This window comes from Micromonospora sp. NPDC048040, from assembly GCF_055587185.1.
In genome coordinates this window covers 35,673-58,063 of record NZ_JBVJGT010000011.1, presented here as the reverse complement: position 1 = coordinate 58,063, position 22,391 = coordinate 35,673, and the positions used below count along the sequence as shown (strand labels likewise).

The 22,391-nt window shown below is 74.5% G+C and carries 21 protein-coding genes and 1 pseudogene; 11 read left to right on the top strand and 11 right to left on the bottom strand.

Going from position 1 to position 22,391, the window contains the following annotated elements:
- Positions 1-52 precede the first annotated feature (52 nt).
- The 6 genes from ACZ6O2_RS14200 to ACZ6O2_RS14175 all read right to left on the bottom strand — a co-directional run bounded on the left by ACZ6O2_RS14200 (position 53) and on the right by ACZ6O2_RS14175 (position 6,381).
- The gene (locus ACZ6O2_RS14200) at positions 53-1,117 is read right to left on the bottom strand and encodes a golvesin C-terminal-like domain-containing protein (protein WP_466023103.1); all 1,065 of its coding nucleotides are present in this window, start codon (positions 1,115-1,117) and stop codon (positions 53-55) included.
- A 387-nt stretch (positions 1,118-1,504) separates the two neighbouring features.
- The gene (locus ACZ6O2_RS14195) at positions 1,505-2,665 is read right to left on the bottom strand and encodes an MFS transporter (RefSeq protein ID WP_466023102.1); all 1,161 of its coding nucleotides are present in this window, start codon (positions 2,663-2,665) and stop codon (positions 1,505-1,507) included.
- A 50-nt stretch (positions 2,666-2,715) separates the two neighbouring features.
- A complete protein-coding gene (locus tag ACZ6O2_RS14190) occupies positions 2,716-3,108 on the bottom strand; it encodes a universal stress protein (protein ID WP_350704433.1) in 393 nt (130 codons plus the stop codon).
- Positions 3,105-4,610, bottom strand: a complete 1,506-nt coding sequence (locus ACZ6O2_RS14185; RefSeq protein ID WP_350704431.1) for a tripartite tricarboxylate transporter permease — start codon at positions 4,608-4,610, stop codon at positions 3,105-3,107. Before ACZ6O2_RS14185 ends, ACZ6O2_RS14190 begins: the two co-directional genes overlap by 4 nt.
- The gene (locus ACZ6O2_RS14180) at positions 4,610-5,368 is read right to left on the bottom strand and encodes a tripartite tricarboxylate transporter TctB family protein (RefSeq protein ID WP_466023101.1); all 759 of its coding nucleotides are present in this window, start codon (positions 5,366-5,368) and stop codon (positions 4,610-4,612) included. Before ACZ6O2_RS14180 ends, ACZ6O2_RS14185 begins: the two co-directional genes overlap by 1 nt.
- A 5-nt stretch (positions 5,369-5,373) precedes the next feature.
- Positions 5,374-6,381, bottom strand: coding sequence for a Bug family tripartite tricarboxylate transporter substrate binding protein (locus ACZ6O2_RS14175; protein WP_466023100.1), 1,008 nt, complete (start codon positions 6,379-6,381; stop codon positions 5,374-5,376).
- Positions 6,382-6,480: 99 nt separating this feature from the next.
- Here ACZ6O2_RS14175 and ACZ6O2_RS14170 point away from each other — a divergent pair, with 99 nt between their 5' ends.
- From ACZ6O2_RS14170 to ACZ6O2_RS14130, 9 genes are all read left to right on the top strand, one after another.
- Positions 6,481-8,175, top strand: coding sequence for a sensor histidine kinase (locus ACZ6O2_RS14170; protein ID WP_350704425.1), 1,695 nt, complete (start codon positions 6,481-6,483; stop codon positions 8,173-8,175).
- Positions 8,172-8,846 (top strand): response regulator, encoded by a 675-nt coding sequence (locus ACZ6O2_RS14165; RefSeq protein ID WP_350704423.1) that lies wholly within the window; start codon positions 8,172-8,174, stop codon positions 8,844-8,846. The genes ACZ6O2_RS14170 and ACZ6O2_RS14165 overlap by 4 nt, the downstream gene beginning before the upstream one ends.
- 184 nt (positions 8,847-9,030) lie before the next feature.
- Complete coding sequence (locus tag ACZ6O2_RS14160; RefSeq protein ID WP_466023099.1) at positions 9,031-10,170, top strand: CapA family protein; 1,140 nt, start codon at positions 9,031-9,033, stop codon at positions 10,168-10,170.
- A 114-nt stretch (positions 10,171-10,284) separates the two neighbouring features.
- Positions 10,285-10,722, top strand: a complete 438-nt coding sequence (locus tag ACZ6O2_RS14155) for a DUF6463 family protein (RefSeq protein ID WP_466023098.1) — start codon at positions 10,285-10,287, stop codon at positions 10,720-10,722.
- A 376-nt stretch (positions 10,723-11,098) separates the two neighbouring features.
- Positions 11,099-11,704, top strand: coding sequence for a winged helix-turn-helix domain-containing protein (locus ACZ6O2_RS14150; RefSeq protein ID WP_350704418.1), 606 nt, complete (start codon positions 11,099-11,101; stop codon positions 11,702-11,704).
- 126 nt (positions 11,705-11,830) lie between these two features.
- Entirely contained in the window at positions 11,831-12,469 is a 639-nt protein-coding gene (locus ACZ6O2_RS14145; protein WP_466023097.1) for a nucleoside/nucleotide kinase family protein, read from the top strand.
- Positions 12,470-12,631: 162 nt separating this feature from the next.
- Positions 12,632-13,030 carry a TraR/DksA family transcriptional regulator gene (locus ACZ6O2_RS14140; protein WP_350704414.1) on the top strand — a complete coding sequence of 133 codons (399 nt, stop codon included), beginning with the start codon at positions 12,632-12,634 and terminating at the stop codon, positions 13,028-13,030.
- 44 nt (positions 13,031-13,074) lie between these two features.
- Positions 13,075-13,947, top strand: a complete 873-nt coding sequence (locus ACZ6O2_RS14135; protein WP_466023096.1) for a DUF72 domain-containing protein — start codon at positions 13,075-13,077, stop codon at positions 13,945-13,947.
- A gap of 301 nt (positions 13,948-14,248) precedes the next feature.
- Positions 14,249-14,677 (top strand): DUF2267 domain-containing protein, encoded by a 429-nt coding sequence (locus ACZ6O2_RS14130; protein ID WP_350704411.1) that lies wholly within the window; start codon positions 14,249-14,251, stop codon positions 14,675-14,677.
- Between the two features lie 111 nt (positions 14,678-14,788).
- Here the strand turns inward: ACZ6O2_RS14130 and ACZ6O2_RS14125 are convergent, their stop codons facing one another.
- Positions 14,789-15,535 (bottom strand): PIG-L deacetylase family protein, encoded by a 747-nt coding sequence (locus ACZ6O2_RS14125; RefSeq protein ID WP_466023095.1) that lies wholly within the window; start codon positions 15,533-15,535, stop codon positions 14,789-14,791.
- 256 nt (positions 15,536-15,791) lie between these two features.
- On the opposite strand from ACZ6O2_RS14125, the gene ACZ6O2_RS14120 reads away from it, so the two are divergent.
- A complete protein-coding gene (locus ACZ6O2_RS14120; protein WP_466023094.1) occupies positions 15,792-16,142 on the top strand; it encodes a hypothetical protein in 351 nt (116 codons plus the stop codon).
- Positions 16,143-16,151: 9 nt separating this feature from the next.
- Positions 16,152-17,420 (top strand): cupin domain-containing protein, encoded by a 1,269-nt coding sequence (locus ACZ6O2_RS14115; protein WP_466023093.1) that lies wholly within the window; start codon positions 16,152-16,154, stop codon positions 17,418-17,420.
- Between the two features lie 53 nt (positions 17,421-17,473).
- Here the strand turns inward: ACZ6O2_RS14115 and ACZ6O2_RS14110 are convergent, their stop codons facing one another.
- The 4 genes and pseudogenes from ACZ6O2_RS14110 to ACZ6O2_RS14095 all read right to left on the bottom strand — a co-directional run bounded on the left by ACZ6O2_RS14110 (position 17,474) and on the right by ACZ6O2_RS14095 (position 22,330).
- Positions 17,474-18,139, bottom strand: coding sequence for a hypothetical protein (locus tag ACZ6O2_RS14110; RefSeq protein ID WP_466023092.1), 666 nt, complete (start codon positions 18,137-18,139; stop codon positions 17,474-17,476).
- Entirely contained in the window at positions 18,136-20,799 is a 2,664-nt protein-coding gene (locus ACZ6O2_RS14105; RefSeq protein WP_466023091.1) for an FtsK/SpoIIIE domain-containing protein, read from the bottom strand. The genes ACZ6O2_RS14110 and ACZ6O2_RS14105 overlap by 4 nt, the downstream gene beginning before the upstream one ends.
- 176 nt (positions 20,800-20,975) lie before the next feature.
- Positions 20,976-22,060, bottom strand: a pseudogene (locus ACZ6O2_RS14100) (hypothetical protein); the annotation flags it as partial.
- A 9-nt stretch (positions 22,061-22,069) separates the two neighbouring features.
- Positions 22,070-22,330 (bottom strand): hypothetical protein, encoded by a 261-nt coding sequence (locus ACZ6O2_RS14095; RefSeq protein ID WP_089000636.1) that lies wholly within the window; start codon positions 22,328-22,330, stop codon positions 22,070-22,072.
- Positions 22,331-22,391 lie beyond the last annotated feature (61 nt).

Sequence of the window (22,391 nt, the reverse complement as noted above, 5' to 3'; positions counted from 1 at the left end):
AGCGTGACCAGGCACGGGCCGCGCCCTCCCACTCGACGCTGAGGCCGGCGCCTCAGACCCGGGTGACCCGTACCGCGTCGGCGATCACGTATCCGCCGGCGCTGCTCCAACGGCTCACCCCGACCAGGTTGCGGTCGCCGGCAGCGAGGTTGAAGGTGCCGATCGAACGCCAGACGCCGCCGTTGGCGCGCTGGTCCACGTGCACCGTCTGGTTTCCCGCCGCGGTGACGATCACGTACGGCGTCGCGCTGTTGTAGCCGGGGTCCGCCGGGTGCCGCACCTCGACGCGGTAGTTGCCGGACTGCGGAATGCTGACCTTGAACCATGCCGCGTCGCTCGCGGCCACCGGGTTGGCGAACCGGTAGTCGGCTCCGTACCGCTGTGCCGAGTAGGTCGACGTGCCCCAGTTGGTGCTCGCGGTGAAGCGACCCGCGGTGGCGTTGTCCACGATGGTGCTGTATGCGGGTGGGGGAGTGCTGCCGAGCCCCAGGTACTGCGCGATGCCCTGGGCGTGCCCGTGGGCGGTGGCGGTGATGAAGTCGGCCCGCTTGAGCAGGTTCGCGTCGGCGACGGTGTCGATGAACAGGTTCTCGGTGAGGACCGCCGGCATGGTGGTCTCGCGGAGTACGTGGAAGTTGGCCGTCCGCTGGCCCCGGTCGGCGACCCCACCGATCGTCCGCATGCCCGAGAGGACCCTCGAGTGCAGTGCGTTGTGCAGGTTGACCGTAGCCGAGTCCGCCGTCGGGTACCGGTAGCTTTCGAAGCCGGTGCCGCCGCCCGAGTTGATGTGGACGCTCACGAACAGGTCGGCGCCCCATGCGTTGGCGTCGTCGGTGCGGTAGGTGAGGCTGCGGGTGACGTCGGTCGTCCGTGACATCCGCACGTCGACGCTCCAGTTGGCCAGCAGGATGCTGCGCAGCTGCAGGGCGATGTCGAGGGTGAGTGCCTTCTCCTGCAGGCCGTTCCCGACCGCGCCGGGGTCGGTGCCGCCGTGCCCCGGGTCGAGGTAGACGCGGGGGATCGCGGCCCGGGCCTGGCCGGCGACGATGGGCGCGAATGCGGCGCCGGCCGCGGCGGCCAACAGGGTGCGGCGCCGCAGGGGGGTGTTGCTGAGCATGGGTGCCTCTCGGATGCAGGGACGGGCAATGGGGGAGTGTGAGGCGCCCACCACGGCGCCGGTCTGGCGCTGTCTGCCTCCGCCCGGCGAACCTCGCGTACGTGGGCATGCGCGATGACGCCACGTCGTCGAAGGGTCGCGTTCAGCGGTGACATGCGCGGGCGGCCGACGTGGCGGCAACATCAGCTGCCGCCGCCGGCAACGCGCGTGGAGTCCAGGGAATCCTCACGGCGGAGACTGTAACCACCGTCGATGTGTCCGGGAAGGACGTTTACGTGTTCGTGATCTTGGAGGCGACCGAGTGGGTGCGCTGGCGTTCGCGCCGGCGGTGGTCGTCCAGGTGTCCACGTCAGGTCCAGTTCCCCATCCGGCGAGCGAGGGCCGCGCTCAGGTTGCCGGGGGCGGCCGGGGCAGGCCGGTCGCGGCGACGGCCGCGCCGGCCAGGCCGGCGGCGGTGCAGGCGAGCACGCCCGCCGCCCCGGCGCCGGCGGCGAGCGCACCGGCGGCGCTCGGGATGAGCACCTGCCCGAGCCGGTTGCCGGTGAGGCGCAGGGACATCGCCCGGCCGCGCAGCCCGGGCGGCGCGGCCTCGGCCAGGAACGACATGGTCAGCGGTTGCCCAGCGCCCAGGCCCAACCCCGAGACCGTGACCACCCCGGCCATCGCCCACAGCGGCAGGGGCGGCAGCAGCAGACCGAGACCGGCGGCGGAGATCGCGACGGTGCCGACGAGCAGCCGGCGCCGACCGACGGCGGCGACCAGCCGGCCGAGCATCAGCCGCGAGGCCATCGACGCGACCGCCCGTAACCCCAGCAGCACGCCGATGGTGCCGGCGGCGATGCCCCGCTCGGCGCCGAGGGCGGGCAGGTAGACCAGGGTGATGTCGACCGCCGCCAGGACGACGCAACTGACCGCGAGGGCACGCACCAGTCCCGGCTGCCGGAGCAGGTCGCCCAACCCGCCGGCGGCCGGCCCCGCCGCCTGCCGGTGATGCGCCGACGGGCGGAGGAACGCGGCGACGACCAGCAGGGGCAGGGCGAGCGCGGTGGCGCCGAGGAAGATCGCCCCGGTGTCCGGGATCGGGCGGTCACCGCCGAAGGCCACGATGAGGCCGGGACCGAACGCCTGGCCGAGCGAGGCGGCGAAGGTGTAGTAGCCGAACGCCGTGTCGTACCGGTCCGCCGCGGTGCGGTTGGCGACCAGCGCCTGCTGGCCGACCACCGCGAAGAGGTGGCCGGTGCCGAGGACCATGCTGGCCACGACCAGGCCGGCGACCGAGTCGGCGAACAGCACGAAGCAGGCGCCGGCGGCGGCGAGCAGACCCGAGCCGGCCAGCACGATCCGGCGTTCGCCGAACCGGTCGACCGCGTGGCCGGAGGGGACCGCGAGCACCAGCGGCACGACGGCGAAGCTGGCCCCGAGCACGCCGAGCCAGGCCGCCGGCACGTCCAGGTCCAGCGCCTGGTACGCGGACGCCGGGCGCAGCATGAAGGTGACCGCCTGCACCGCGACGGTGTGGGCGAGCAGCAGAACCGTCTGGGTACGCACGGGGACCCCGGTCAGCCCGGGGTCCCCGTGAACGGTGGTGGGCACTCCACTCAGTCGGCCTTCACCGCGAGCACCGGGCAGGGCACCCGCAGCAGGATCTCCTGTGCGGTCGAACCCATGATCAGCTTGCCCACCGGGGTGCGGTGCCGGATGCCGATCACCACCAGCGAGATCTCCTCCGTGTCGACGATCTCCGCGATCTCCTCGGCCGCGTCCCGCCCGCGCATGAGCTGCCGGACAGTGTGCGGCACCCCCTCGGCGGTCAACTCCCGCACCACCCGGGCCAGGTCGTCCTCCTGGGCGAAGCGCGGGTCGACGTAGGCGTCGCCGCGCGACGTGTTCACCACCAGCACCGGCTCGTCGCGGAACCGGGCCTGTTCCACGGCGGCCCGCAGGGCCGCCTCACCCAGGGCCGAGGGGACGTACCCCACCAGCACCGTCATCGGACCACCAGCCTTTCCCGAACAGGTCGAACGACGAAGCGGCCGAGCACCGGCCAGAGCAGCACCACCAGGACCACGGCGTAGATCGTCCAGGACACCCAGCCGCCGACGAGGCCGTGCAGCTCGCCGCCGGAGAGCTGCAACGCCCGCCGGCCCTGCAACTCGGCGCGCGGGCCGAGGATCACCCCGACGATCAGCGGCAGGATCGGCAGCCCGAAGCGACGCATGCCGAAGCCGAGCAGGCCGAGGGTGAGCAGCAGGAACAGGTCGAACGGCTGGGCGTTGACGGCGTAGGCGCCCATCGAGGCGAAGAAGAGGATCCCGGCGTAGAGGTACGGGCGGGGGATCCGCAGCAGCCGCGCCCAGGCGGGCGCGAGCGGCAGGTTGAGCACCAGCAGCAGCAGGTTGCCCACGAAGAGGCTGGCGATCAACGTCCACACCAGGCCCGACTCCCGCTCGAAGAGCAGCGGGCCCGGCTGGATGCCGTACTGCTGGAAGGCGGCCAGCATCACCGCGGCGGTGGCGTTGGTGGGCAGGCCGATGGCCAGCATCGGCACCAGCGTGCCGGCCGCGGAGGCGTTGTTGGCCGCCTCCGGCCCGGCGACGCCCTCGATCGCCCCCCGGCCGAACTCCTCCGGGTGCCTCGTCAGCTTCTTCTCGGTGGCGTACGACAGGAACGTCGGGATCTCCGCCCCGCCGGCCGGCAGCGCGCCGAACGGGAACCCGTACGCGGTGCCGCGCAGCCACGGCTTCCAGGACCGTTTCCAGTCCTGCTTCCCCATCCACGGCCGCCCGACCGGGATCACCTCGGCGGCGCGGCGGCGCAGGTGCGCGGCGATCCAGAGCGCCTCGCCGACGGCGAAGATGCCGACCGCCACCACCACCACGTCGATGCCGTCGGCGAGCTGCGGGATGCCCAGGGTGAGCCGCTGCTGGCCGCTCACCGCGTCGATCCCGATCGTGCCGATGACCAGGCCGATCAGCAGCGAGGCGAAGCCGCGTACCCGGGACGCGCCGAGCACCGCGGTGACCGCCACGAACGACAGCAGCATCAGCGCGAAGTAGTCGGGCGCGCCGAGGCTGATCGCGAACTGCACGACCGGCGGGGTCACCACCACCAGCAGCAGGGTGGCGATGGTCCCGGCGACGAACGAGCCGATCGCGGCGGTGGCGAGAGCCTGCGCGGCCCGGCCCGCCTTCGCCATCTTGTTGCCCTCGATCGCGGTGATCACCGAGGACGACTCGCCCGGGGTGTTCAACAGGATCGAGGTGGTCGAACCGCCGTACATGCCGCCGTAGAAGATGCCGGCGAACATGATGAACGCCTGGGTGGGCTCCATCCCGTAGGTGACCGGCAGCAGCAGCGCCACCGTCATCGCCGGGCCGATCCCGGGCAGCACGCCGACGGCGGTGCCGATGGTGACCCCGAGCAGCGCGATCAGCAGGTTCATCGGGGTCACCACGTTGGCGAACCCGTCGAGCAGGTTTCCGAGGTTGTCCATCAGAGGATCCCTTGCAGCACGCCCGCGGGCAGGTTCACGCCGAGCCCGATGGCGAACGTGTAGAAGGTGATCAACGACAGCGCGACGGAGATCAGCAGGTTGCGCACGTGGTGCCGGTTGCCCAGCGCGAACGCCGAACCCCAGAACAGCAGCGTCCCGCTGATCACACAGCCCAGCCGGTCGATGAGCACCGCGTTGACTCCGAACGCGCCGATGAGCAGCAGCACCGTCCGCCAGTCGATCGGGGTGGTCAGGTCGACGTCCTCGCCGGCCTCCGGCTCCCCGGCGCCGCCACGGGCCACGTCCACCGCGTAGATCGCGGCGACGATCAGCAGCAGCACCCCGAGCAGGATCGGCACCGGCTTCGGGCCGATCGGGTCGGCGGTGCTGATCGCGTGCCCGGTGCGGGCAGCGTCGACGAGGACCAGCGCGCCGACGAGGGCGAGGAAGGCGCAGACGGCGTACTGGGCCCGGTCGCGACGGGGCGTCGCCGCCGGTTCCGCCCCGACCTCCGCGTCGGTCGGGGCGGGGCCGCCCGGCACGGCCGAGGGCTCCGCCGGCCCGACCGGCGTACGCGCCGCGCCCGGCCGTCCCGCCGCGGGCGCGGGCGCCACGTCCGGGCCGGGAACCGTCGGCGTCCCGCCCGACATGACCGGGTCCGGACCGGTCGGCTGGCCCGGCACCGGCGCGGTGACCGGTCCGTCGGCGGCGCCCGGGCGGGACGGCGGGTCGCCGCCCCGCTCCGGTCGGGTGGTCATGCCGGTCATGCCAGTCCGAGCTGCGCGAGCAGGTCCGCCACCGACTTGTCCTGCTCGGTGAGGAAGGCGGCGAACTGGTCGCCGGTGACGAAGGCGTCGGTCCAGCCCCGCTTGGTCAGCTCGGCCTTCCACTCGTCCGACTCGTGCATCTTCGTCAGCGCGTCGATCCAGACCTTCTTGTCGGCGTCGCTGATGCCGGGCGGCGCGACGATGCCCCGCCAGTTGGTGAAGACGAGGTCGATGCCGGACGACTTCAGCGTCGGCACGTCCTTGAGCGCGTCGATCGGGGCCGCGCTGGTGACCGCGAGGACCCGGATCTGACCGGCCTCGACCTGGTCGAGGAACTCGCCGAAGCCGCTGGCGCCGAAGGCGACCTTGCCGCCGAGCACGGCCGGCAGCAGCTCGCCGCCGCCGTCGTACGAGACGAAGTTGACCTGGCGGGGGTCGATGCCGACGGCCTTGGCGAGCTGCATCGGCAGCAGGTGGTCCGGGCCGCCGGGGGACGAGCCGCCGCCGACCGCGATGCCCTTGGGGTTGGCCTTCCACGCCGCGACGAGGTCGCCGATGGTCTTGTACGGCGACTCCTTCGGCACCACGATGGCGCCGGCCTCCTCGATCATCTTGGCCAGCGGGGTGGTCTGGGTGAGCGTCGCCGACGACTTCGAGGTGTACGAGGCACCGACCACGCCCAGCCCCATCTGCATGGCGAGCTTGCCGTTGCCCTTCTCGTTCACCATGCGCTGCAGACCGACGGTGCCGCCCGCGCCCGGCAGGTTGAAGACCTGCACCCCGGTGGCGATCTTGGCGTCCTCCATCACCTTGGCCGCGGTGCGAGCGGTGGTGTCGTACCCGCCGCCGGGGGTGTTCGGCACCATGATCCGCAGTCCGGTCGCGGGTCCGCCGTCGCCGCCGGACCCGCCCTCGTTCTTGTCCGCGGTGGCACCGCAGGCGCCCAGCGCCAGCGCCGTGGCGGCCGCGACGCCCATGACCAGCAGTTTTCTCCGAGTTGCCATCATGTTTCTCTTCCGTTTCGAAGGAGTCCGGCGGCAAGATGATGGCCCCCGGGCGAACCCTACGTCTGCGTTCTGTCACCAGCGGAAGTTGAGGTCTTTGTGGTCACGGTCACCCCCCGCCGTACGTTGGCCGGGCAGTTGCTCGTGCTCCAGCTCGCGATCATCGTGGTCGTGCTGGTGGCGGTGGCCGCCGTCTCGCTGGCCCAGTCCGCCGCCACCTTCAACCGGGTGGAGGGGCGGCGGGTGGCCGCCCTCGGCGAGCAGCTCGCCGGCAACCGGCTGCTGCGCGAGCGGATCAACCAGCCGGCGCCGGCGGAGCTCGTCGCCCCGCTGGTGCAGAACGCGCTGACCCAGTCCGGGGTGACCTCGGTGACCGTGGCCGACGCCCGGGGCCGGGTGGTCAGCTCCACCGACCCGACGCTGGTGGGGAGCCCGCTCGTGCTCGGCGACCCCGAGGTGGCACGGGGCCGGAGCTGGTCCGGCGAGCTGGCGGTCGGCGACTCGCGGGAGCTGGTCGCCCAGGTGCCGGTGCTCGGCGACCGCAAGGACAACCTCGGGCGGCATCTCGGCGTGGTGATGATCGGGGAGGCGTCGCCCGGATGGTCCCAGCGCCTGGTGGGCGCCTCGTCGTACCTCTTCACCTACCTGGGCATCGCCAGTCTGCTCGGGGTCGTCGGCTCCTGGCTCCTGGCCCGCCGGATCAAGCGGCAGACCCTGGGCCTGGAGCCCCGGGAGATCGCCGGCCTGGCCGAGCACCGGGAGGCGCTGCTGCACGGCATCGCCGAGGGGGTGATCGCGCTGGACCCGCAGCAGCGAGTCACCCTGGTCAACGCGGTCGGCCGGCGGCTGCTCGACCTGCCCGAGCACTGCCTCGGCCGGACCCTCGCCGAGCTGAGGATCTCCGGCCGGCTGCGGGACGTGCTGGCCGGCGCCGACCACGAGCCGCAGGCCCGGGACGAGGTGGTGGTGCGCGCCGGCCGGGTGCTGGTGATGAACCGGATGACGGTCAGCAAGGACGGCCGTCGGCTCGGTTCGGTGACCACCCTGCGGGACCGCACCGAACTGGCCCGCCTGGAGCAGGAGATCGGTTCCTTCCGCAGCACCACCGAGCTGCTGCGCGCCCAGACCCACGAGTTCGCCAACCAGCTGCACACCATTTCCGGGCTGATCCAGATCGGCGAGCACGACGAGGTGGTCCGGTACGTCGACGCGCTGAGCCGGCACCGGGCCTCCCTCGACCTCACCGTCACCAGCCGGATCCAGGACACGGCGGTGGCGGCCCTGCTGATGGCGAAGTCGGCGCTGGCCGCCGAGCGCCGGGTGGAGCTGCGGATCTCCGAGCGGACCGGCCTGGACCGGTTGGAGCCGGCGGTCGCCGCGGACGTCGCGACGGTCCTGGGCAACCTGGTCGACAACGCCGTGGAGGCCGTGGCCGGCGGCCGGGAGAGCCGGACGCCGGTGCCGCCGGGCAGCCCGGACGGCGCCGGAGCGGACGGCGGTGACGTCCCGGACGGGCCGGCCTGGGTGGAGGTCGAGCTACGTCAGGACGCCTCCTCGGTGGAGATCGTGGTCCGTGACTCCGGCCCGGGGGTGGCCCCGCAACTGGCCCAGGAGGTCTTCACGCACGGGTTCACCACCAAGGCGGCGCGCGGTGGCGAACGCGGCATCGGGCTGGCGCTCACCCGGCTGGTCTGCCACCGTCGTGGCGGCGAGGTGGCGGTGACGAACACCGAGGAGGGTGCGATGTTCACGGCCCGGATGTCGGTGACCGGGGCAGTGGAGGCGAGCCGGTGATCGACGTACTGGTGGTCGACGACGACTTCATGGTGGCCCGGATCCACCGCGGCTTCGTCGAGCGTATCGACGGCTTCCGGGTGGTGGGCACGGCCAGCACGGGCGAGGAGGCGGTCGCCGCCGTCGACGAGTTCCGCCCCGACCTGGTGCTGCTCGACCTCTACCTGCCGGACATGTTCGGCCTGGATGTGGTGACCCGGCTGCGGGCCGCCCGGCACGACTGCGACGTGCTGGTGATCAGCGCGGCCCGGGAGGCCGAGGCGGTGCGTCGGGCCGTCCGTTACGGCGCGGTCAACTACCTGCTCAAGCCGTTCGGCTTCGACGAGCTGCGGACCCGGCTGGAGCAGTACGCCGCCCGGCGCAACTCGCTGCGCGCCACCGTGGTCAGCGACCAGACCGACGTGGACCGGGTGCTGTCCCGCAGCGGCGCGCACATCGCCACCTCCGCGCTGCCCCGGGGCCTCAGCGCGGAGACCGCCGAGCTGGTGGAGCGCGCCCTGCGGGGGCACTCCGGGACGCTCTCCGCCGCCGAGTGCGCCAACGCGGTGGGCATCTCCCGGGTCAGCGCCCGTCGCTACCTGGAACACTTCGCCGACACGGGACGGGCGGAGGTCAGTCTCCGGTACGGCTCCGCCGGCCGCCCGGAGCGTCGCTACGTCTGGGTTTCCTGACCGCCGACGGCTCGACGCCGCAGGCGCCTGGCACCCCCGGGGAGGCGCCCGGCCGTGCTCGCCGCGACCGTCCCAGGACGATGCCGGCATCTGACCCTTCCTCCCTGGGAAGGACGTTTTCCTCTCTCCCCAACCCGCTGTCCGGAGCATCGGCATTATGTGCTGAATGAGAAGAATATCGGCTGTGGCGCTACTGGTGATCGCTGCTCTGGCGTCCGGCTGCGACGCGCCGGAGAGGGAGACGACAAGCGAACCGCCCAGCGCCGCCGCCACCAGCCCCGGACCCCGAAACACCCTCACCGTGGTGGCGGCCGGTGACCTGCTCGTACACCCCGCGCTCACCGAGCAGGCAGCCGCCGATGCGCGCCGAGCAGGACGCGACGGCCACGACTTCACGCAGGTGCTCGCCGCGGTCCGCACCCGCGTGAGCGCCGCCGATCTGGCCATCTGCCACATGGAGACGCCCGTGGCCGAGCCCACCGGCCCGTTCACCGGCTGGCCGAACTTCAGCGTGCCCCCCGCACTGGCCGACGCCGCCGCATGGGCGGGCTTCGACACCTGTTCCACCGCCTCCAACCACTCTCTGGACACCGGGGTCGAGGGCATCGCCCGTACTCTCGACAACCTCGACCGGGTGGGCCTGCGGCACACGGGCACGGCCCGGAGCGCGGCGGAGAGCCAACGGCCGAATGTCATGGACGTGGGCGGCGTCAGGATCGGACACCTCTCGTACACCCTGAGCTTCAACGACATCCCGCTGCCACCGGGACGACCCTGGGCGGCCAACCTGATCGACGCGGACGCCATCCTCGCCGAAGCGCGGCGGGCCCGCGTCGCCGGCGCGGAGATCGTCATCCTGTCGATGCACTGGGGCACCGAGTACCAGAACGAACCGAACGCCGACCAGGTCGACCTCGCGAGCCGGCTGCTCTCCTCGCCCGACATCGACCTGATCGTCGGCCACCATGCGCACGTGGTGCAGCCCTTCGAGAAGGTCGGCGCAAAATGGGTCGCCTACGGCATGGGAAACCTGACCACCCGGTTCGGTGACGGTTCGGCGGAAAACACTCAGGACGCGGTCGTGCCGGAGTTCACCTTCACTCGCACCCCGTCCCGTGGGTGGGAGGTCACCGGCGTGACCGTGCTGCCGACCTGGATGGAGTACCGACCGCGGGCCCGCGTCGTCGACCTGACCGCCGCGCTGAGTGACCCGGTGGTGCCCGCCCCGCGTCGGGCGCACTACGCCGCGATCGCACGGCGGATCAACGGATACGTCGACCTGCGGGATGCCTTCTCCGCCGGGCTGCGGATGCCGCACCAATGATCGAGACGGATTCACGTCCCTTTCACGCGCCCGTGCGGACGTTCCCTCCTGCGGGGGAGGGGGCCACCCTCATCGGGGAGGCGCGGCCCCGGGCAGGAGGCGGATGCTAGGGGCATGATCAAGAAAAGATTGACGATCGGCGCCGGATGGTCGATGGCGGCCATCGGCGTCCTGCACACCGTGGTCTTCCTGCCCCACCCGTACTGGAGCGAGTGGCTCACCGGCGGGCTGCGCTCGGGCGAAGGCGGTGACGCGTCCCTGTCCGTGTTCTGGGCGCTGCCCGGGGGCTTCGTCGTCCCGCTGGTCCTGTTCGGCCTCCTGCTGGCGCGGCTGGGGCGGCGCGGCGAGTGCGCGCCGGCTTACGTCGGCTGGACAGTGGCCGGCTGGGCGGCCGGATGCGCACTGCTCGTCGGTCCCAGCGGCTTCCTGCTGGGCCTCATCCCGGCCGGGCTGCTCATCGCCGAAGACCTGCTGGCCCGCCGCGGGGGCGCCGGGCGTGGCGTAACGGGGCCGGCGGTCGGGCGGGAGGAGGCCGCGCGGCCACAGCGCTGATCGCCGCCAGTACGGCAGCCGCCGGTTCGTGACCACCTGGGCAGCGTCTCCGTGCATGTCGCCGCTTCGTCACGCCTTCCGTGGGAGCGTGCCCGACCGCCATGCGGTGCCGAGGTGAGCCAGGTTCACCCGTGCCGGGGCGTGCCACCTCGACGGATGTGAACCGGACGGGTACCCCCCCGTATCGGGTCAACCCGGCGGCTCTGCTGTAATCATCAGGCTTCGTACGCAGAGCGAGCATTCGGCTCCGATGCGTTCGTCAATTGTCACATTCATGCAACGTAGCCGCCCCTTGACCCTCGCACGGGCGCCGGGAAGCATCGATGAAGCGGCGTCCCGGGCCGTGGGGAGATACCCGGACCAGCCAAGGAGGACCATGTCGGTCAGCCCCGCCTCGTCGCGCGCCGGATGGCATACGTCCCAGCCCGCTGTTCCCGGTCGGCCCCCCGGCGGCCAGCGCCGCCCCGCCAACACGGCCGCCCCGATGCTCACGGTGACGCTGAACATCCCGCTGGCCTGCGAGGAGTCGCTGACCCCACCCGCCCGTCGGCTGCTGGAGGCCGCCCGGGAGATGCTCGAACGAGGCGAGGGCACCATCACGGCCGCCACCGTGGAGCGTCGGCCCGACGCCGTGCCGGCCGGCCGGTCGCCGGCCCGCCCGGCCGCCGCCCCCACGATCCCCGCCCTGCACATCCTCGCCTCGTCCCGCTCCGTGCTGCGCGACGGCGAGCCGTTGCCGCTGACCCGGCTGGAGTTCGACCTGCTGCTGCACCTGGTCGCCCACCCCCGCCGGGTGTTCACCCGGTTGCAGCTGCTCAACGCGGTGTGGGGCTACGAGCACGCCGGGGTGCGCACGGTCGACGTGCACGTCCGCCGCCTGCGCGGCAAGGTCGGCGTCGACGTCCCGTTGGTCACCACCGTCTACGGCGTCGGCTACCGGCTGGCCGACGACGCCCGCGTCACCATCGACCGCAGCGGCTGACCTCGCGCCCGCAGTGGCCCGATCGCGGGGCGAGTCGCGCCGGTCGCGACCGGGCGGCGCCCTCCCGGCCCCACCCCGCAGCCTGCCGGCCGGTGGGGACGCCGGCCCACGGGGCACGATGGTCGGATGCGGATCCGTCCCATCACCCCGGACCGGCTGGTCACCGAGTTGACCGAGCGGCTCGCCGGCACCGCGAGCGCCGGGCGGCTGCGCGTGGGCGTCGACGGCCCGCCCGCCGCCGGCCCGGACGCGCTGGCCGCCGCGCTGGTCGACCCGCTGCGCGCGCTCGGCCGGCCCGTGCTGCACGTGCGCGCCGACGACTTCCTCCGCCCCGCCTCCGTCCGCCTCGAGTACGGCCGGACCAACCCCGACGCGTACTACGAGGGGTGGGTCGACGAGGCGGGGCTGCGCCGGGAGGTGCTCGACCCGGCCGGGCCGGACGGCTCCGGGCGGGTGCTGCCCTCGCTCTGGGACGCCCGCGCCGACCGGGCCAGCCGCGCCGCGTACGTCGACCTGCCACCCGGGGGCGTCCTGCTGGTGAGCGGGGCGCTGCTGCTCGGCGGGGGCCTGCCCTTCGACGTCACGGTCCACCTGGCGCTCTCCCCGGCGGCCCTGGCCCGGCGCACCGACCCGGCGCTGCGGTGGACGCTGCCGGCCTTCGCCCGGTACGCCGACGAGGTGGCCCCGGCCTCGTTCGCCGACGTCGTGGTGCGCGCCGACGACCCCCGACACCCGGCGCTGGTGGAGTCCGCGGTGTCCTCCTGACCGCCGCGACGTCCGGAAAAAGTGGCCGGTTTGATCGTCGGCGGGCCGGGGTATTCGGCCGGCTCACAGAGCACGGGTGATCCACCCGCGCGCAGACGACGACGGCCCGGGCGCACGCACCGGCGCCCCGACGGACTTTGAGGCCCAGAAAGGCAGGCAGCGATGCTCGTCCACGACAAGGTCGGTACGGGCCGATCCCAGGCGGAGATCGACCAGATCCGGCGCTCCCTGCAGGCCCGCTACGACGAGCTGTCCGCGGAGTACGAGCAGGCGGTGCTGCAGAGCCAGGTGCTGCGGCTGGTGGAGGTCGGCGACACCGCCGGCGACGACCAGGCCGACAGCGGCACCAAGACGGCCGAACGGGACACCGCGCAGTCCCTGCTGCGGACCATCCTCGACCGCCGCGCCCAGTACGAGCACGCCCTCACCAGGCTGGAGGAGGGCACCTACGGCTTCTGCGAGGGCTGCTCCGCGGCCATCCCGGTCGAGCGGCTGGAGATCTTCCCCTCCGCCACCACCTGCGTGCAGTGCAAGCAGAACCGGGAGCGCCGGGCGGCCTGACGCGAGCGGTTGCCGGTCGGTCCGGGACGCGGTGGACTCCACCCATGGGCGAGATCAAGGTGGGCACCGCCTCCTGGACCGACCGCACGCTGCTGGACTCCGGCTGGTATCCGCAGACCGCCGACACCCCGGAGAAGCGGCTGGCGTACTACGCCCGGCAGTTCCCGCTCGTCGAGGTGGACGCCACCTACTACTCGCCGCCCGCCGAGCGGACGGCGCGGCTGTGGGCCGAGCGCACCCCGGCCGGCTTCACCTTCAACGTCAAGGCGTTCAGCATGCTCACCGGGCACCCGACCCGGGTCAACGCCCTCTACAAGGATCTCCGGCCCGACACGGAGAAGAAGAACCTCTACCCGGACGACCTGCCGCCGCAGGCGTACGAGGAGGTCTGGACGCGGTTCCTCAGCGCGCTGGACCCGCTGGTCGAGGCGGGCCGGCTCGGCGCGCTGCTGTTCCAGTTCCCGCCCTGGTTCACCATCCGCCGGGACAACAAGCAGTACCTGTTGGAGGTGGCGAAGCGCTGCGCCCCGCTGCGCCCGGTCTACGAGTTCCGGCACGCCTCCTGGTTCGACGGCGACAACGCCGACGAGACGCTCGCCTTCCTGCGTCAGCACCGGCTGGCGTACGTCTGCGTGGACATGCCGCAGGGGCACCGCTCGTCGGTGCCGCCGGTGCTGGCCGCCACCGCGGACCTGGCGGTGGTCCGCTTCCACGGGCACAGCGACAAGTGGACCAGCAAGGACATCCACGAGAAGTTCGGCTACCGCTACTCCGACCGGGAGTTGCGCGACTGGGCGCCGAAGCTGCGCGAGCTGGCCGACACCGCCGAGCGGACCCACGTCCTCCTCAACAACTGCTACCGCGACTATGCGCAGACCAACGCCGCCACCCTCGCCGGGCTGCTCGACGCCGGCTGAGCCGCCCCGGTCTCATCCCGTCCGGGTGAAGCCCGCTCACCCTGCCGCCGCGCAGCATGGACGGTGCGTGCGGTCGACGCGACCGCGGAACCGACACCACGGAGGTGGCTGGAGATGACGGTTCGGGTGGTACCGGATCGACGACGCGGCGCCGTGCTGCACGTCGTCGGGTCGTCCGGCGACGCCCGGTGGGTGCCGCGCGCCGACCGGGTCAGGCCGACCCGGCAGCCGCGCGGCCCGGTGGGGCCGCCGCGACGCGACGACGACCGACGGTGGGAGACCGACGTACGGGGGTGGAGAGATGGCTGAGCAGTTGCAGTCGGCAATCGAGTCCTCGATGCAGAAGACCAACGAGATGTTGAGGGACATCGAGCAGGCCTACGGCTGGCCGAAGGAGCACCGCAACCAGTCCTACTGCGCGATGCGCACGGTGCTGCACCTGTTGCGCGACCGGATGCCGGTGCAGGAGAGCGTGGAGTTCGCCGCGCAGTTGCCGGTGGTGGTGCGGGGGATCTACTTCGACGGCTGGAAGCCGATGGACGTGCCGGTCAAGCTGAACCGGGACGACTTCCTGTTGGAGGTCCGGCAGCGCTTTCCGTACGACGTCGAGGGCGGCCCGGAGCGGGTGGTGCAGGTGGTGCTGGACACCCTGCGCCGGCACGTGACCCAGGGCGAGTGGCAGGACGTGAAGGACACCATGCCCAAGGACATGGCCCGGATGATTCCCTGACCGGCGCGTCGACGAGGGCTCGCTCCACCGGCGTGGGGCGGGCCGCTCGCGCGTTCCGGCGAGGCGTCGTTCACCTCGACCGTGGTGCCGAGCAGGATCGTCGTGGCAGCCCTACCAGAGGTCGAAGTGGAAGACCTCGAAGGCGGTGCCGTAGCGGACGCCGAGCCGGGCGCCGGCGGGACGGCCCAGCCCCTCGAGGAACTCCTCGGCGTCGAAGCTGCCGTCGCCCAGCCCGGCCAGGTACGCGTCGTGCGCCCGCAGCGAGGCGACTCCCCGGTCGAAGGTGTCGGTGACGTCCACCCCGTGGGCGGCGAGCGGGGAGGAGGCCGCCCACACCTGGCGCACCCCGCCCCACGGTTCGACGCCGTCGGCGAGCTGCTCGGGGAAGATCCAGCGGTTGCCGGCGTCGCGAACGGCGTCCAGCACCGCCCGCCCGGTGGCGATGTGGTCGGCCTGGTTCAGCGCGTACGCCCCGTCCCAAGTGTCGCGGAAGTTGTTGGTGATGACGATCTCGGGGCGATGCCGGCGCACCACCGCGGCCAGCTCGCGGCGCAGCGGCACGCCGTACTCCAGGATGCCGTCGGGCAGGCCGAGGAACTCCACCGTGTCCACCCCGACCAGCGCGGCGGACGCCCGCTGCTCCTGCTCGCGCACCTGGCGGGCCCGCGCCGGCGGCATCCCGTCGATGCCCGCCTCGCCGCTGGTGACCAGGCAGTAGACGACGTGCTTGCCCTGCGCCGTCCAGCGCGCGACCGCGGCGGCGGCGCCGAACTCCAGGTCGTCGGGGTGCGCCACGATCGCCAGCGCGCGCTGCCACTGCTCGGTCACGGGCTCCAGCGGCCCCGGCCCCTCGGTCATCGCCACCTCCTCGTCGGCCTGACCATCCTGACACCGCCGGTGCCGGCCCGCCGCCCGGCACCGCCGACCGCGGGTGAACGGCCGCCTCGCCCGTCCTGCCGTACCGCCGAACTGACCGCCCACCCGGCACGGCGAACCGCCGGTGTGAGCTGAAAAGGACGTCTACGGTGTGGTTAGAGAAGATCGGGCGTGGGGTACCACCCGCTGCACGACGGACCCCGGCGCACGGCGGGGCGGCACATCCGAGGGAGCACCGATGGCACTCAACGACGACGACATGCAGACCACCGGCGGCGGCGGCCTCGAGGGCCCGGCCGACGGCGGCGCGACCCCCGGCCAGCAGGACGGCGGCGCCGACGGCAGTGCCGACCGCGGTGCCGACAAGGGTGCCGACCGTGGCGCGGACAAGGGTGCGGACCGTAGCGCGGACAAGGGTGCCGACCGTGGCGCGGACAAGGGTGCGGACCGTGGCGCGGAGGGCCCGGCCGACGGTGGTGCCACCCCGGGCCAGCAGGACGGCGGCGCCGACGGCGGGGCGGAGGGCCCGGCCGACGGCGGTGCCAACCCCGGCCAGCAGGACGGCGGCGCCGACGGCAGCGCCTCCTGACGGATCGCCGTGACCCACATCGTCCCGCCGGGCGGCCACGGTCGCCCGGCGGTTCCGTCCGCACCCACGACCGCGCTGACCCGCTGCGTGTCGGTCGAGCCGGCGAAGTTCGCCGCCGCCCACTGGGGACGCACGCCGCTGCTGTCCCGCGCCGACGAGCTGCCCAACTCCGCCGGGTTCGCCGACCTGCTCAGCCCCGCCGACGCCGACGAGCTGCTCAGCCGGCGCGGCCTGCGTACCCCGTTCCTGCGCATCGCCAAGGACGGCCAACTCGTTTCGGCGGCGCGCTTCACCGGCGGCGGCGGCGCCGGGGCCGAGATCGGCGACCAGGTCCTCGACGAGCGGGTCCTGGAGCTGTACGCCGACGGCGCCACCCTGGTGCTGCAGGGCCTGCACCGCACCTGGCCGGCGCTGATCGACTTCGCCCGTGACCTCGGCGTCGCGGTCGGGCAGCCGCTGCAGGTCAACGCCTACCTGACCCCCGCCGGCAACCAGGGCTTCGCCACCCACTACGACACCCATGACGTCTTCGTCCTCCAGGTCGACGGCCGCAAGCACTGGCGGATCCACCCGCCCGTGCTGCCCGACCCGCTGGAGAAGCAGGCCTGGGGCGGGCGGGCCGACGAGGTCGCCGCCACCGCCGACGGGCCGCCCGCGCTCGACGTGGTGCTCGGCCCCGGCGACGCGCTCTACCTGCCCCGCGGCTGGCTGCACAGCGCGCAGGCGCAGGAGTCCAGCTCGCTGCACCTGACCGTCGGGGTCCGGGCACTGACCCGGTACGCCCTGGTCGAGGAGCTGCTCGCTCTGGCGGCCGAGGACCAGCGGCTACGCGCCACGCTGCCGTTCGGCGCCGACGTGGCCGACCCGGACGCGATCGAGCCGGAGCTGACCGAGACCGTCGAGGCGCTGCGGGACTGGCTGCTGCGGGCCGACCCGGCGACGGTGGCCGCCCGGCTGCGCCAGCGCGCCTGGCCGGCCGCCCGGCCGGCGCCGATCCGGCCCCTGGCCCAGGCAGCCGCGCTGGCGGCGTTGGACGCCGACACCCGACTCGCCCCGCGCCCCGGCCTGCGCTGGCAGCTCGCCCCGCAGGGCGACCGGGTGGCGCTGTGCCTCTTCGACCGCACCATCACCCTGCCGACGTCGTGCGCTCCGGCGGTGCGCGCCCTGCTCGCCGGCGAGGCCACCCGGGTCGGCGACCTGCCGGGCCTCGACGACGACGCCGACCGGGTCACCCTGGCCCGCCGCCTGCTCCGGGAGGCCGTCGTCGTCCCCGCCTGACGCGCGGGACCGGCACCCGCCTGCACGCCGACCCCCACGCCACAGGCGCGGGCTCAGCGGGCGAGGGTCAGCAGCAGGACCGTGGTGAGCAGGCCGGCACCGAGGACCACGGCGACCGGGCGGGGGCCGAGCACCGCGTGCCGGCGGTCGGCCAGGATCTTCGCCGGCACCAGGCCGACCAGCGGGCCCAGCAGGGTCACCACCAGGGCCAGCACGGGCAGCCCGACCGCGAGTTCGCCGCCGTACCGGTCGCCCGCCGCCCGGGCCACGCCGCCCAGGGCGTACGCGACCACCGCGCCGGCCACGCCGCAGAGCGCCAGCAGCGGGTTCACCGAGCCCGGCAGGTCACCGGGCTGGCGGGTGCGGTTCAGCAGGTCGCGTACGCCGTCCAGCAGCGTCACCGGGTCCGCCGTGGCGCCCGACGCCGGGGCCGGGGGCCCGCCCGCCCGACGGCCGCCCCCGCCGAGCCGGCCGCGCAGCTGCTGCCACAGGTGGGCGACCTCGGCGTCCACCCGCTCCTGCAACTCCCGCGCCGCCACCAGCTCCCGCTCGGCGCGCGCGACCTCGGCCTCGGCCTCGGCGACCGCCCGTTCGGCGGCGGCGCACTGCTGCGCGTACCAGGTGTGCGCCTCGGTCCGCTGGTCGCGCACCCGCGCCGTCAGCTCGGCCAGCCGCCGCAGCTGCGCCGCGTACGTCTCACTGGTCGCCGGTTCGTTCATCGGGCCGGTCCGTAGGGGATGATCACCTGACCGGTGCGGTGCACCGCCCGGTCGAAGAAGAGCCCACGCCAGGGGCGGGGATACCAGTCCGGGCCGCCGGTGCCCGGATAGAGCGACGAGCCCAGTTCGCCGCCGTGCGCGTCCAGCGCCACCCAGGCGCCGATCTGGTCCGTCCGCGCCGCCGGCCCGCCCAGGTCGGCGCGCATCCGGGCGACACCCCGCCACCAGGCCAGCACGTGCGTACGCCGTTCCGGCCCGTCGTGCAGGATCCGGCGCAGCTCCTCCAGCCCGGTACGCCGGCCGACCCGCGCCGCCAGCGCCCCGGCCGCCGCGTCGACCGCGAACAGCAGCAGGTAGTGCGGGGTGCCCGGCGCGCCGAGCCCCTCGGCGGTCTCGGCCATCAGCTCCCCGACGGTCTCCTCGTCGTACCAGGCGGCGTCGTCGGCGAGGTCCTCGTAGAGGGAACGGGCGGCCGGGTCGGCGTCCGGGTCGAGGCAGGCGATGGAGAAGCGGGCCGTGCCGGGGCGGTGCTGCCGGGCCAGCGAGCGGGCCGCCGCGTCGAGCACCGCGCACGCCTCGTCCACCCGCGTGCCGAGCACCGCCAGGTTGCGCCCGGGGGCCCGGGGCAGCCGCAGCGCCGCCGAACGGGCCTGCACGTCGATGATCTCGCCGAGCAGCGCGACCGGCGTCCGCGGATGGCCGGCCTCCGGCGCGGTGAGCGCCCGGAAGTCCGGCGCGTCGGCGAGCCGGGGGATCGCGTCGCCGTCGAAGAGCCGGGCCGGGGCGGCGTCCTGCGGGCGCATGCGCCACAGCCGGTGCTGCAACTCGCTCCACGTCTCCCAGTCGCTGGCCGACGGGATACGGGCCACCTGGTTGCCCTCGGCCATGCCCGACTCGGCGTTGACGACCGCGTGGTGACGGGGCAGCGACTGGGCGGCGTCGTTGCGTTCGGCGAGGATCCGCAGCGCCTTGGGCAGCGCGATGCGCAGCGTGAACTGGGCGACCAGCGCCGGCCGCCCCCAGAGCGCCTCGATGCCGCGCACGTCCTGCGAGGCGAGCACCAGGTGGATGCCCTGGGACCGGCCGCGCCGGGCCAGGTCCTCCAGGAGGTCGGCGGCCTCCCGGGCGACGACGTCGCGCCCGGCCAGCAGCATCTGGAACTCGTCGACCACCGCGACGATCCGCGGCCAGTGCCCCGTCGGGTCGACCGCGCGCAGCTCGGCGAGCTTGGTGACCTCGTGCTTCTTCGCGGCGTCGGCCCGCCGGCGCAGCTCCTCGGCGAGGAAACGCAGCAGGGCCAGGCCGAACTCCCGGTCGGTGTTGACGTTGATCCCGACGAGCCGCATGTGCGGCAGCCAGCTCGGGTCGCGCCGGCCCTGGGCGAACCGGGCGAAGGAGACCCCCTCCTTGAAGTCCAGCAGGTAGAACTCCAACTCGCTGGGGGAGTAGCGGGCCGCCAGCGCGCCGATCCAGGCGAAGATCAGGTTCGTCTTGCCGGTGCCGGACGGGCCGCCGATCAGCGCGTGCGGCGGGTAGTCGCCCAGGGTGAGCAGGACCGGCCGGCCGTGCGGCCCCTCGCCGATCGGGGCGGTCAGCCCGGTCGCCGAATCCTCCCGCCACATCTGCTCGGGGGGCGGGAGCAGGTCGGTGAACGGGGTCGGGGCGGGGCCGGCGTTCACCCGCGCCGCCACGTCCCGGCAGGTCTCGGTGACCAGGGCCGTGGGCGGCGGCGGGTCCAACCTGACCGGCAGCCCACCGATCCGCGCGCCGTCGGGGTCGACCGTCACCCGGGTCACCGTGGGATCGTCGGGCAGCGTCACGCCCCGCACCACCAGGTGCACCCCGCAGGCCGCCCCGGTGCGCACCACCCGGTCGAGCTGGCCGCGCTCGTGCCGGGACAGCTCGTCCCCGCCGAGCAGCACCGCCACCCGCCACGGCTCCGGCCGGCGGCCGGTCGCGGCGGCCAGCTCGCGCAGCGAGCCGTGCTCCCCGGCCAGCACCGTCTCGTTGATCCGGCGGATCTGCTCCACCAGGTCGTCGAGCAGGCGGGCCAGCCCGCCCGGGCCGACGAAGGTGAGCAGCCCGGCGGTGCCGAGCGGGGCGAAGCCGGCCAGGCCGCCGCCCAGGTGCTCCGGGTCGTAGCCGATCAGCCGGCCGGCGCCCGGGTCGGCCCGGCCGACGGCGCGCAGCAGCAGCGCCGACACCACCGCCTCGCCGCCGTCCCGGTCGTCCCCGGTCAGCTCCACGTGGCCGGCGTCCAGCAGCGGCACCAGCGCCGGCACCGGTTCCGCGCCCGGGATGCGGACCGTGCCGATCCGCAGCGCGCCGGGCGGCTCCGCCCGCCGCGCCGGGGTGGGGCGCCACCGCGCCCAGTCGGCGGACGCGGCGCCGGGGGCCTCCCGCCGCGCGGCGTCCGCCGCGCGGCGGGCCAGCTCGGCGATCCGCGCCGCGTGCCGGTCGTCGATGTCGGCCAGCCGGCGGTCCCGCTGCGCGCCCACCCGCTCCGGCACGACCGCCGCGGCCCGCCGCACCTTCGCCAGCCGCTCCCGGGCCGTGGTCAGCTCGGCCTGCGCCGTCGACAGCCGGGTCCGGGTCGCGCCGAGGGCCTCGCCGAGCATGCCCCGGACCCGGGTGACCAGCTGTGCCCGCCGGTCAGCCATCGACGCCCCGCGACTGCGGCTCCCCGGCCCCGCCGGACGCGGGCCGACCTGTCGGCGGGCTCGACCAGGCGCGACCGGCGCCCGCCGCGCCCCGGCCGGCCGCCGGCCCGCCGGGTGTCCCCGGTCCGCCCGGTGCCGCCGGGTCGCCAGGGGCGGCCCGGCCGCCGCCCGCCGGTCCGTTCCGCCGGGCGGCGGCCCGGTCCCGTACCGCGGCGGCCCGCTCCTGCGCCGCGGCCGCCCGGTCGGACGCCGCGGCGGCCCGCTTCCGGGCATCGGCCACCCGGTCCCGCGCGTCGGCGGCGCGCCGCCCCCACTCGGCGTCGGCGGCCCGGTCGCGCGCGGCGTCGGCCCGGCGGTCCCGCTCGGCGGCGGCCTGCCGCTCCCGGGCGGCCTCGGCCTGCCGGTCCCGCTCGTCCTCGGCCGGCAGGTCCCGGCCGAGCCGGGCCAGCAGCACGCCGGTCAGCACCCCGGCGGTGACCGCGGGATCGGCGGCGTGCGGCTGCTCCGCCTCGCCGCGCCGCGGCGGTGGCATCCGGCAGACCCGGGTCAGGAGGGTGTCCAGCACCGGCGCGGGCAGCCCGGGCAGCAGGTCCCGGACCCGGCCGTCCAGCTCACGGTGCAGTTGCCCCAGGTCGTCGGCGCGCGGCGGGTGCCCCAGCAGCTCCCCGGCCAGGTCGCGCAGCAGCGGCGGCGCCAGCGCGGCCAGGCCGAGGCCGACGTCGGCGTGCGCGCGGCGCAGCTCGCGGTGCAGCCGGTCCCGGTCGCCGGCCCGGACCCCGCCCACCACCCGGCGCAGCAGCTCCCGGGAGTCGCCGACCCGCTCGTCGGGCTCGTCCGGCGGCCCCTCCCGACCGCCGGTCAGCTCGGCCACCCGCACCGACCACCAGCGGCGCAGCTTCACCTCGCCGGGCGGCTCGGGCGCCGGAGCGACCGGGGCCGCCTCGCGCGGCGCGTCGTGTGCCGGCCGGCGTTGCTGCCGCTCCGGCCCGGGCGCCGGCGCGCCGTCGGGGCCCAGCCCGATCGCCGCCAGGTACGCCGACAACTGCTCCTGCGCGACGCGCAGCGCGTAGCCGGCGGTCTCGGCGTGCTCGGTGGCGGCGGACAACTCCGGCACACCCATCGGGTCGGCCGACTCCTGGCGCACCCAGCGCAGCCGCTCGGCGGCCAGCCCGAACTTCTCCAACGCCAGGGCGAGCTGGGCGAGCGGCAGGTCCTCGGCGGCGGCGCGGACCTGCGCGCCGATGTCCTCGACGATGGACACGGCCCGGCCTCAGAGCGTCGCGACGTAGAGCTGCGCCTGCTCGACCGCGACGAGTGTCGCGGCGAGGCACTCCTCCAGCTCCTGGCTGGCCTGGGTCAGCGAGGACTGGGCCGCCTCGACCGTCTCGTGCCCGCTGCCCTCCAGCGCGCCGGCCAGTGTCTGCTGCGCCTCGGCCAGCTTCTCGCCGGCCGCCTGCACGGCACTCTGGCCGTCGCCGATCTGTTGGAGCGCGACATCGATGGCTGCCTTGAGCTCGGCGACGCTCGCCACGGCGAAACCTCCTGGGGGCGGGGAGGCCTCCATTAGAGCCTATCGGTTGCGGCGGGAGAAC

What these genes read in the sequence shown, in the direction of transcription:
- ACZ6O2_RS14180 (WP_466023101.1), bottom strand. Translation starts at nt 5,368, where the DNA reads ATGACCACCCGACCGGAGCGGGGCGGCGACCCGCCGTCCCGCCCGGGC.
- ACZ6O2_RS14105 (WP_466023091.1), bottom strand. Translation starts at nt 20,799, where the DNA reads ATGGCTGACCGGCGGGCACAGCTGGTCACCCGGGTCCGGGGCATGCTC.
- ACZ6O2_RS14200 (WP_466023103.1), bottom strand. Translation starts at nt 1,117, where the DNA reads ATGCTCAGCAACACCCCCCTGCGGCGCCGCACCCTGTTGGCCGCCGCG.
- ACZ6O2_RS14110 (WP_466023092.1), bottom strand. Translation starts at nt 18,139, where the DNA reads ATGAACGAACCGGCGACCAGTGAGACGTACGCGGCGCAGCTGCGGCGG.
- ACZ6O2_RS14130 (WP_350704411.1), top strand. Translation starts at nt 14,249, where the DNA reads ATGGCTGAGCAGTTGCAGTCGGCAATCGAGTCCTCGATGCAGAAGACC.
- ACZ6O2_RS14120 (WP_466023094.1), top strand. Translation starts at nt 15,792, where the DNA reads ATGGCACTCAACGACGACGACATGCAGACCACCGGCGGCGGCGGCCTC.
- ACZ6O2_RS14155 (WP_466023098.1), top strand. Translation starts at nt 10,285, where the DNA reads ATGATCAAGAAAAGATTGACGATCGGCGCCGGATGGTCGATGGCGGCC.
- ACZ6O2_RS14125 (WP_466023095.1), bottom strand. Translation starts at nt 15,535, where the DNA reads ATGACCGAGGGGCCGGGGCCGCTGGAGCCCGTGACCGAGCAGTGGCAG.
- ACZ6O2_RS14190 (WP_350704433.1), bottom strand. Translation starts at nt 3,108, where the DNA reads ATGACGGTGCTGGTGGGGTACGTCCCCTCGGCCCTGGGTGAGGCGGCC.
- ACZ6O2_RS14135 (WP_466023096.1), top strand. Translation starts at nt 13,075, where the DNA reads ATGGGCGAGATCAAGGTGGGCACCGCCTCCTGGACCGACCGCACGCTG.
- ACZ6O2_RS14150 (WP_350704418.1), top strand. Translation starts at nt 11,099, where the DNA reads ATGTCGGTCAGCCCCGCCTCGTCGCGCGCCGGATGGCATACGTCCCAG.
- ACZ6O2_RS14140 (WP_350704414.1), top strand. Translation starts at nt 12,632, where the DNA reads ATGCTCGTCCACGACAAGGTCGGTACGGGCCGATCCCAGGCGGAGATC.
- ACZ6O2_RS14185 (WP_350704431.1), bottom strand. Translation starts at nt 4,610, where the DNA reads ATGGACAACCTCGGAAACCTGCTCGACGGGTTCGCCAACGTGGTGACC.
- ACZ6O2_RS14175 (WP_466023100.1), bottom strand. Translation starts at nt 6,381, where the DNA reads ATGGCAACTCGGAGAAAACTGCTGGTCATGGGCGTCGCGGCCGCCACG.
- ACZ6O2_RS14145 (WP_466023097.1), top strand. Translation starts at nt 11,831, where the DNA reads ATGCGGATCCGTCCCATCACCCCGGACCGGCTGGTCACCGAGTTGACC.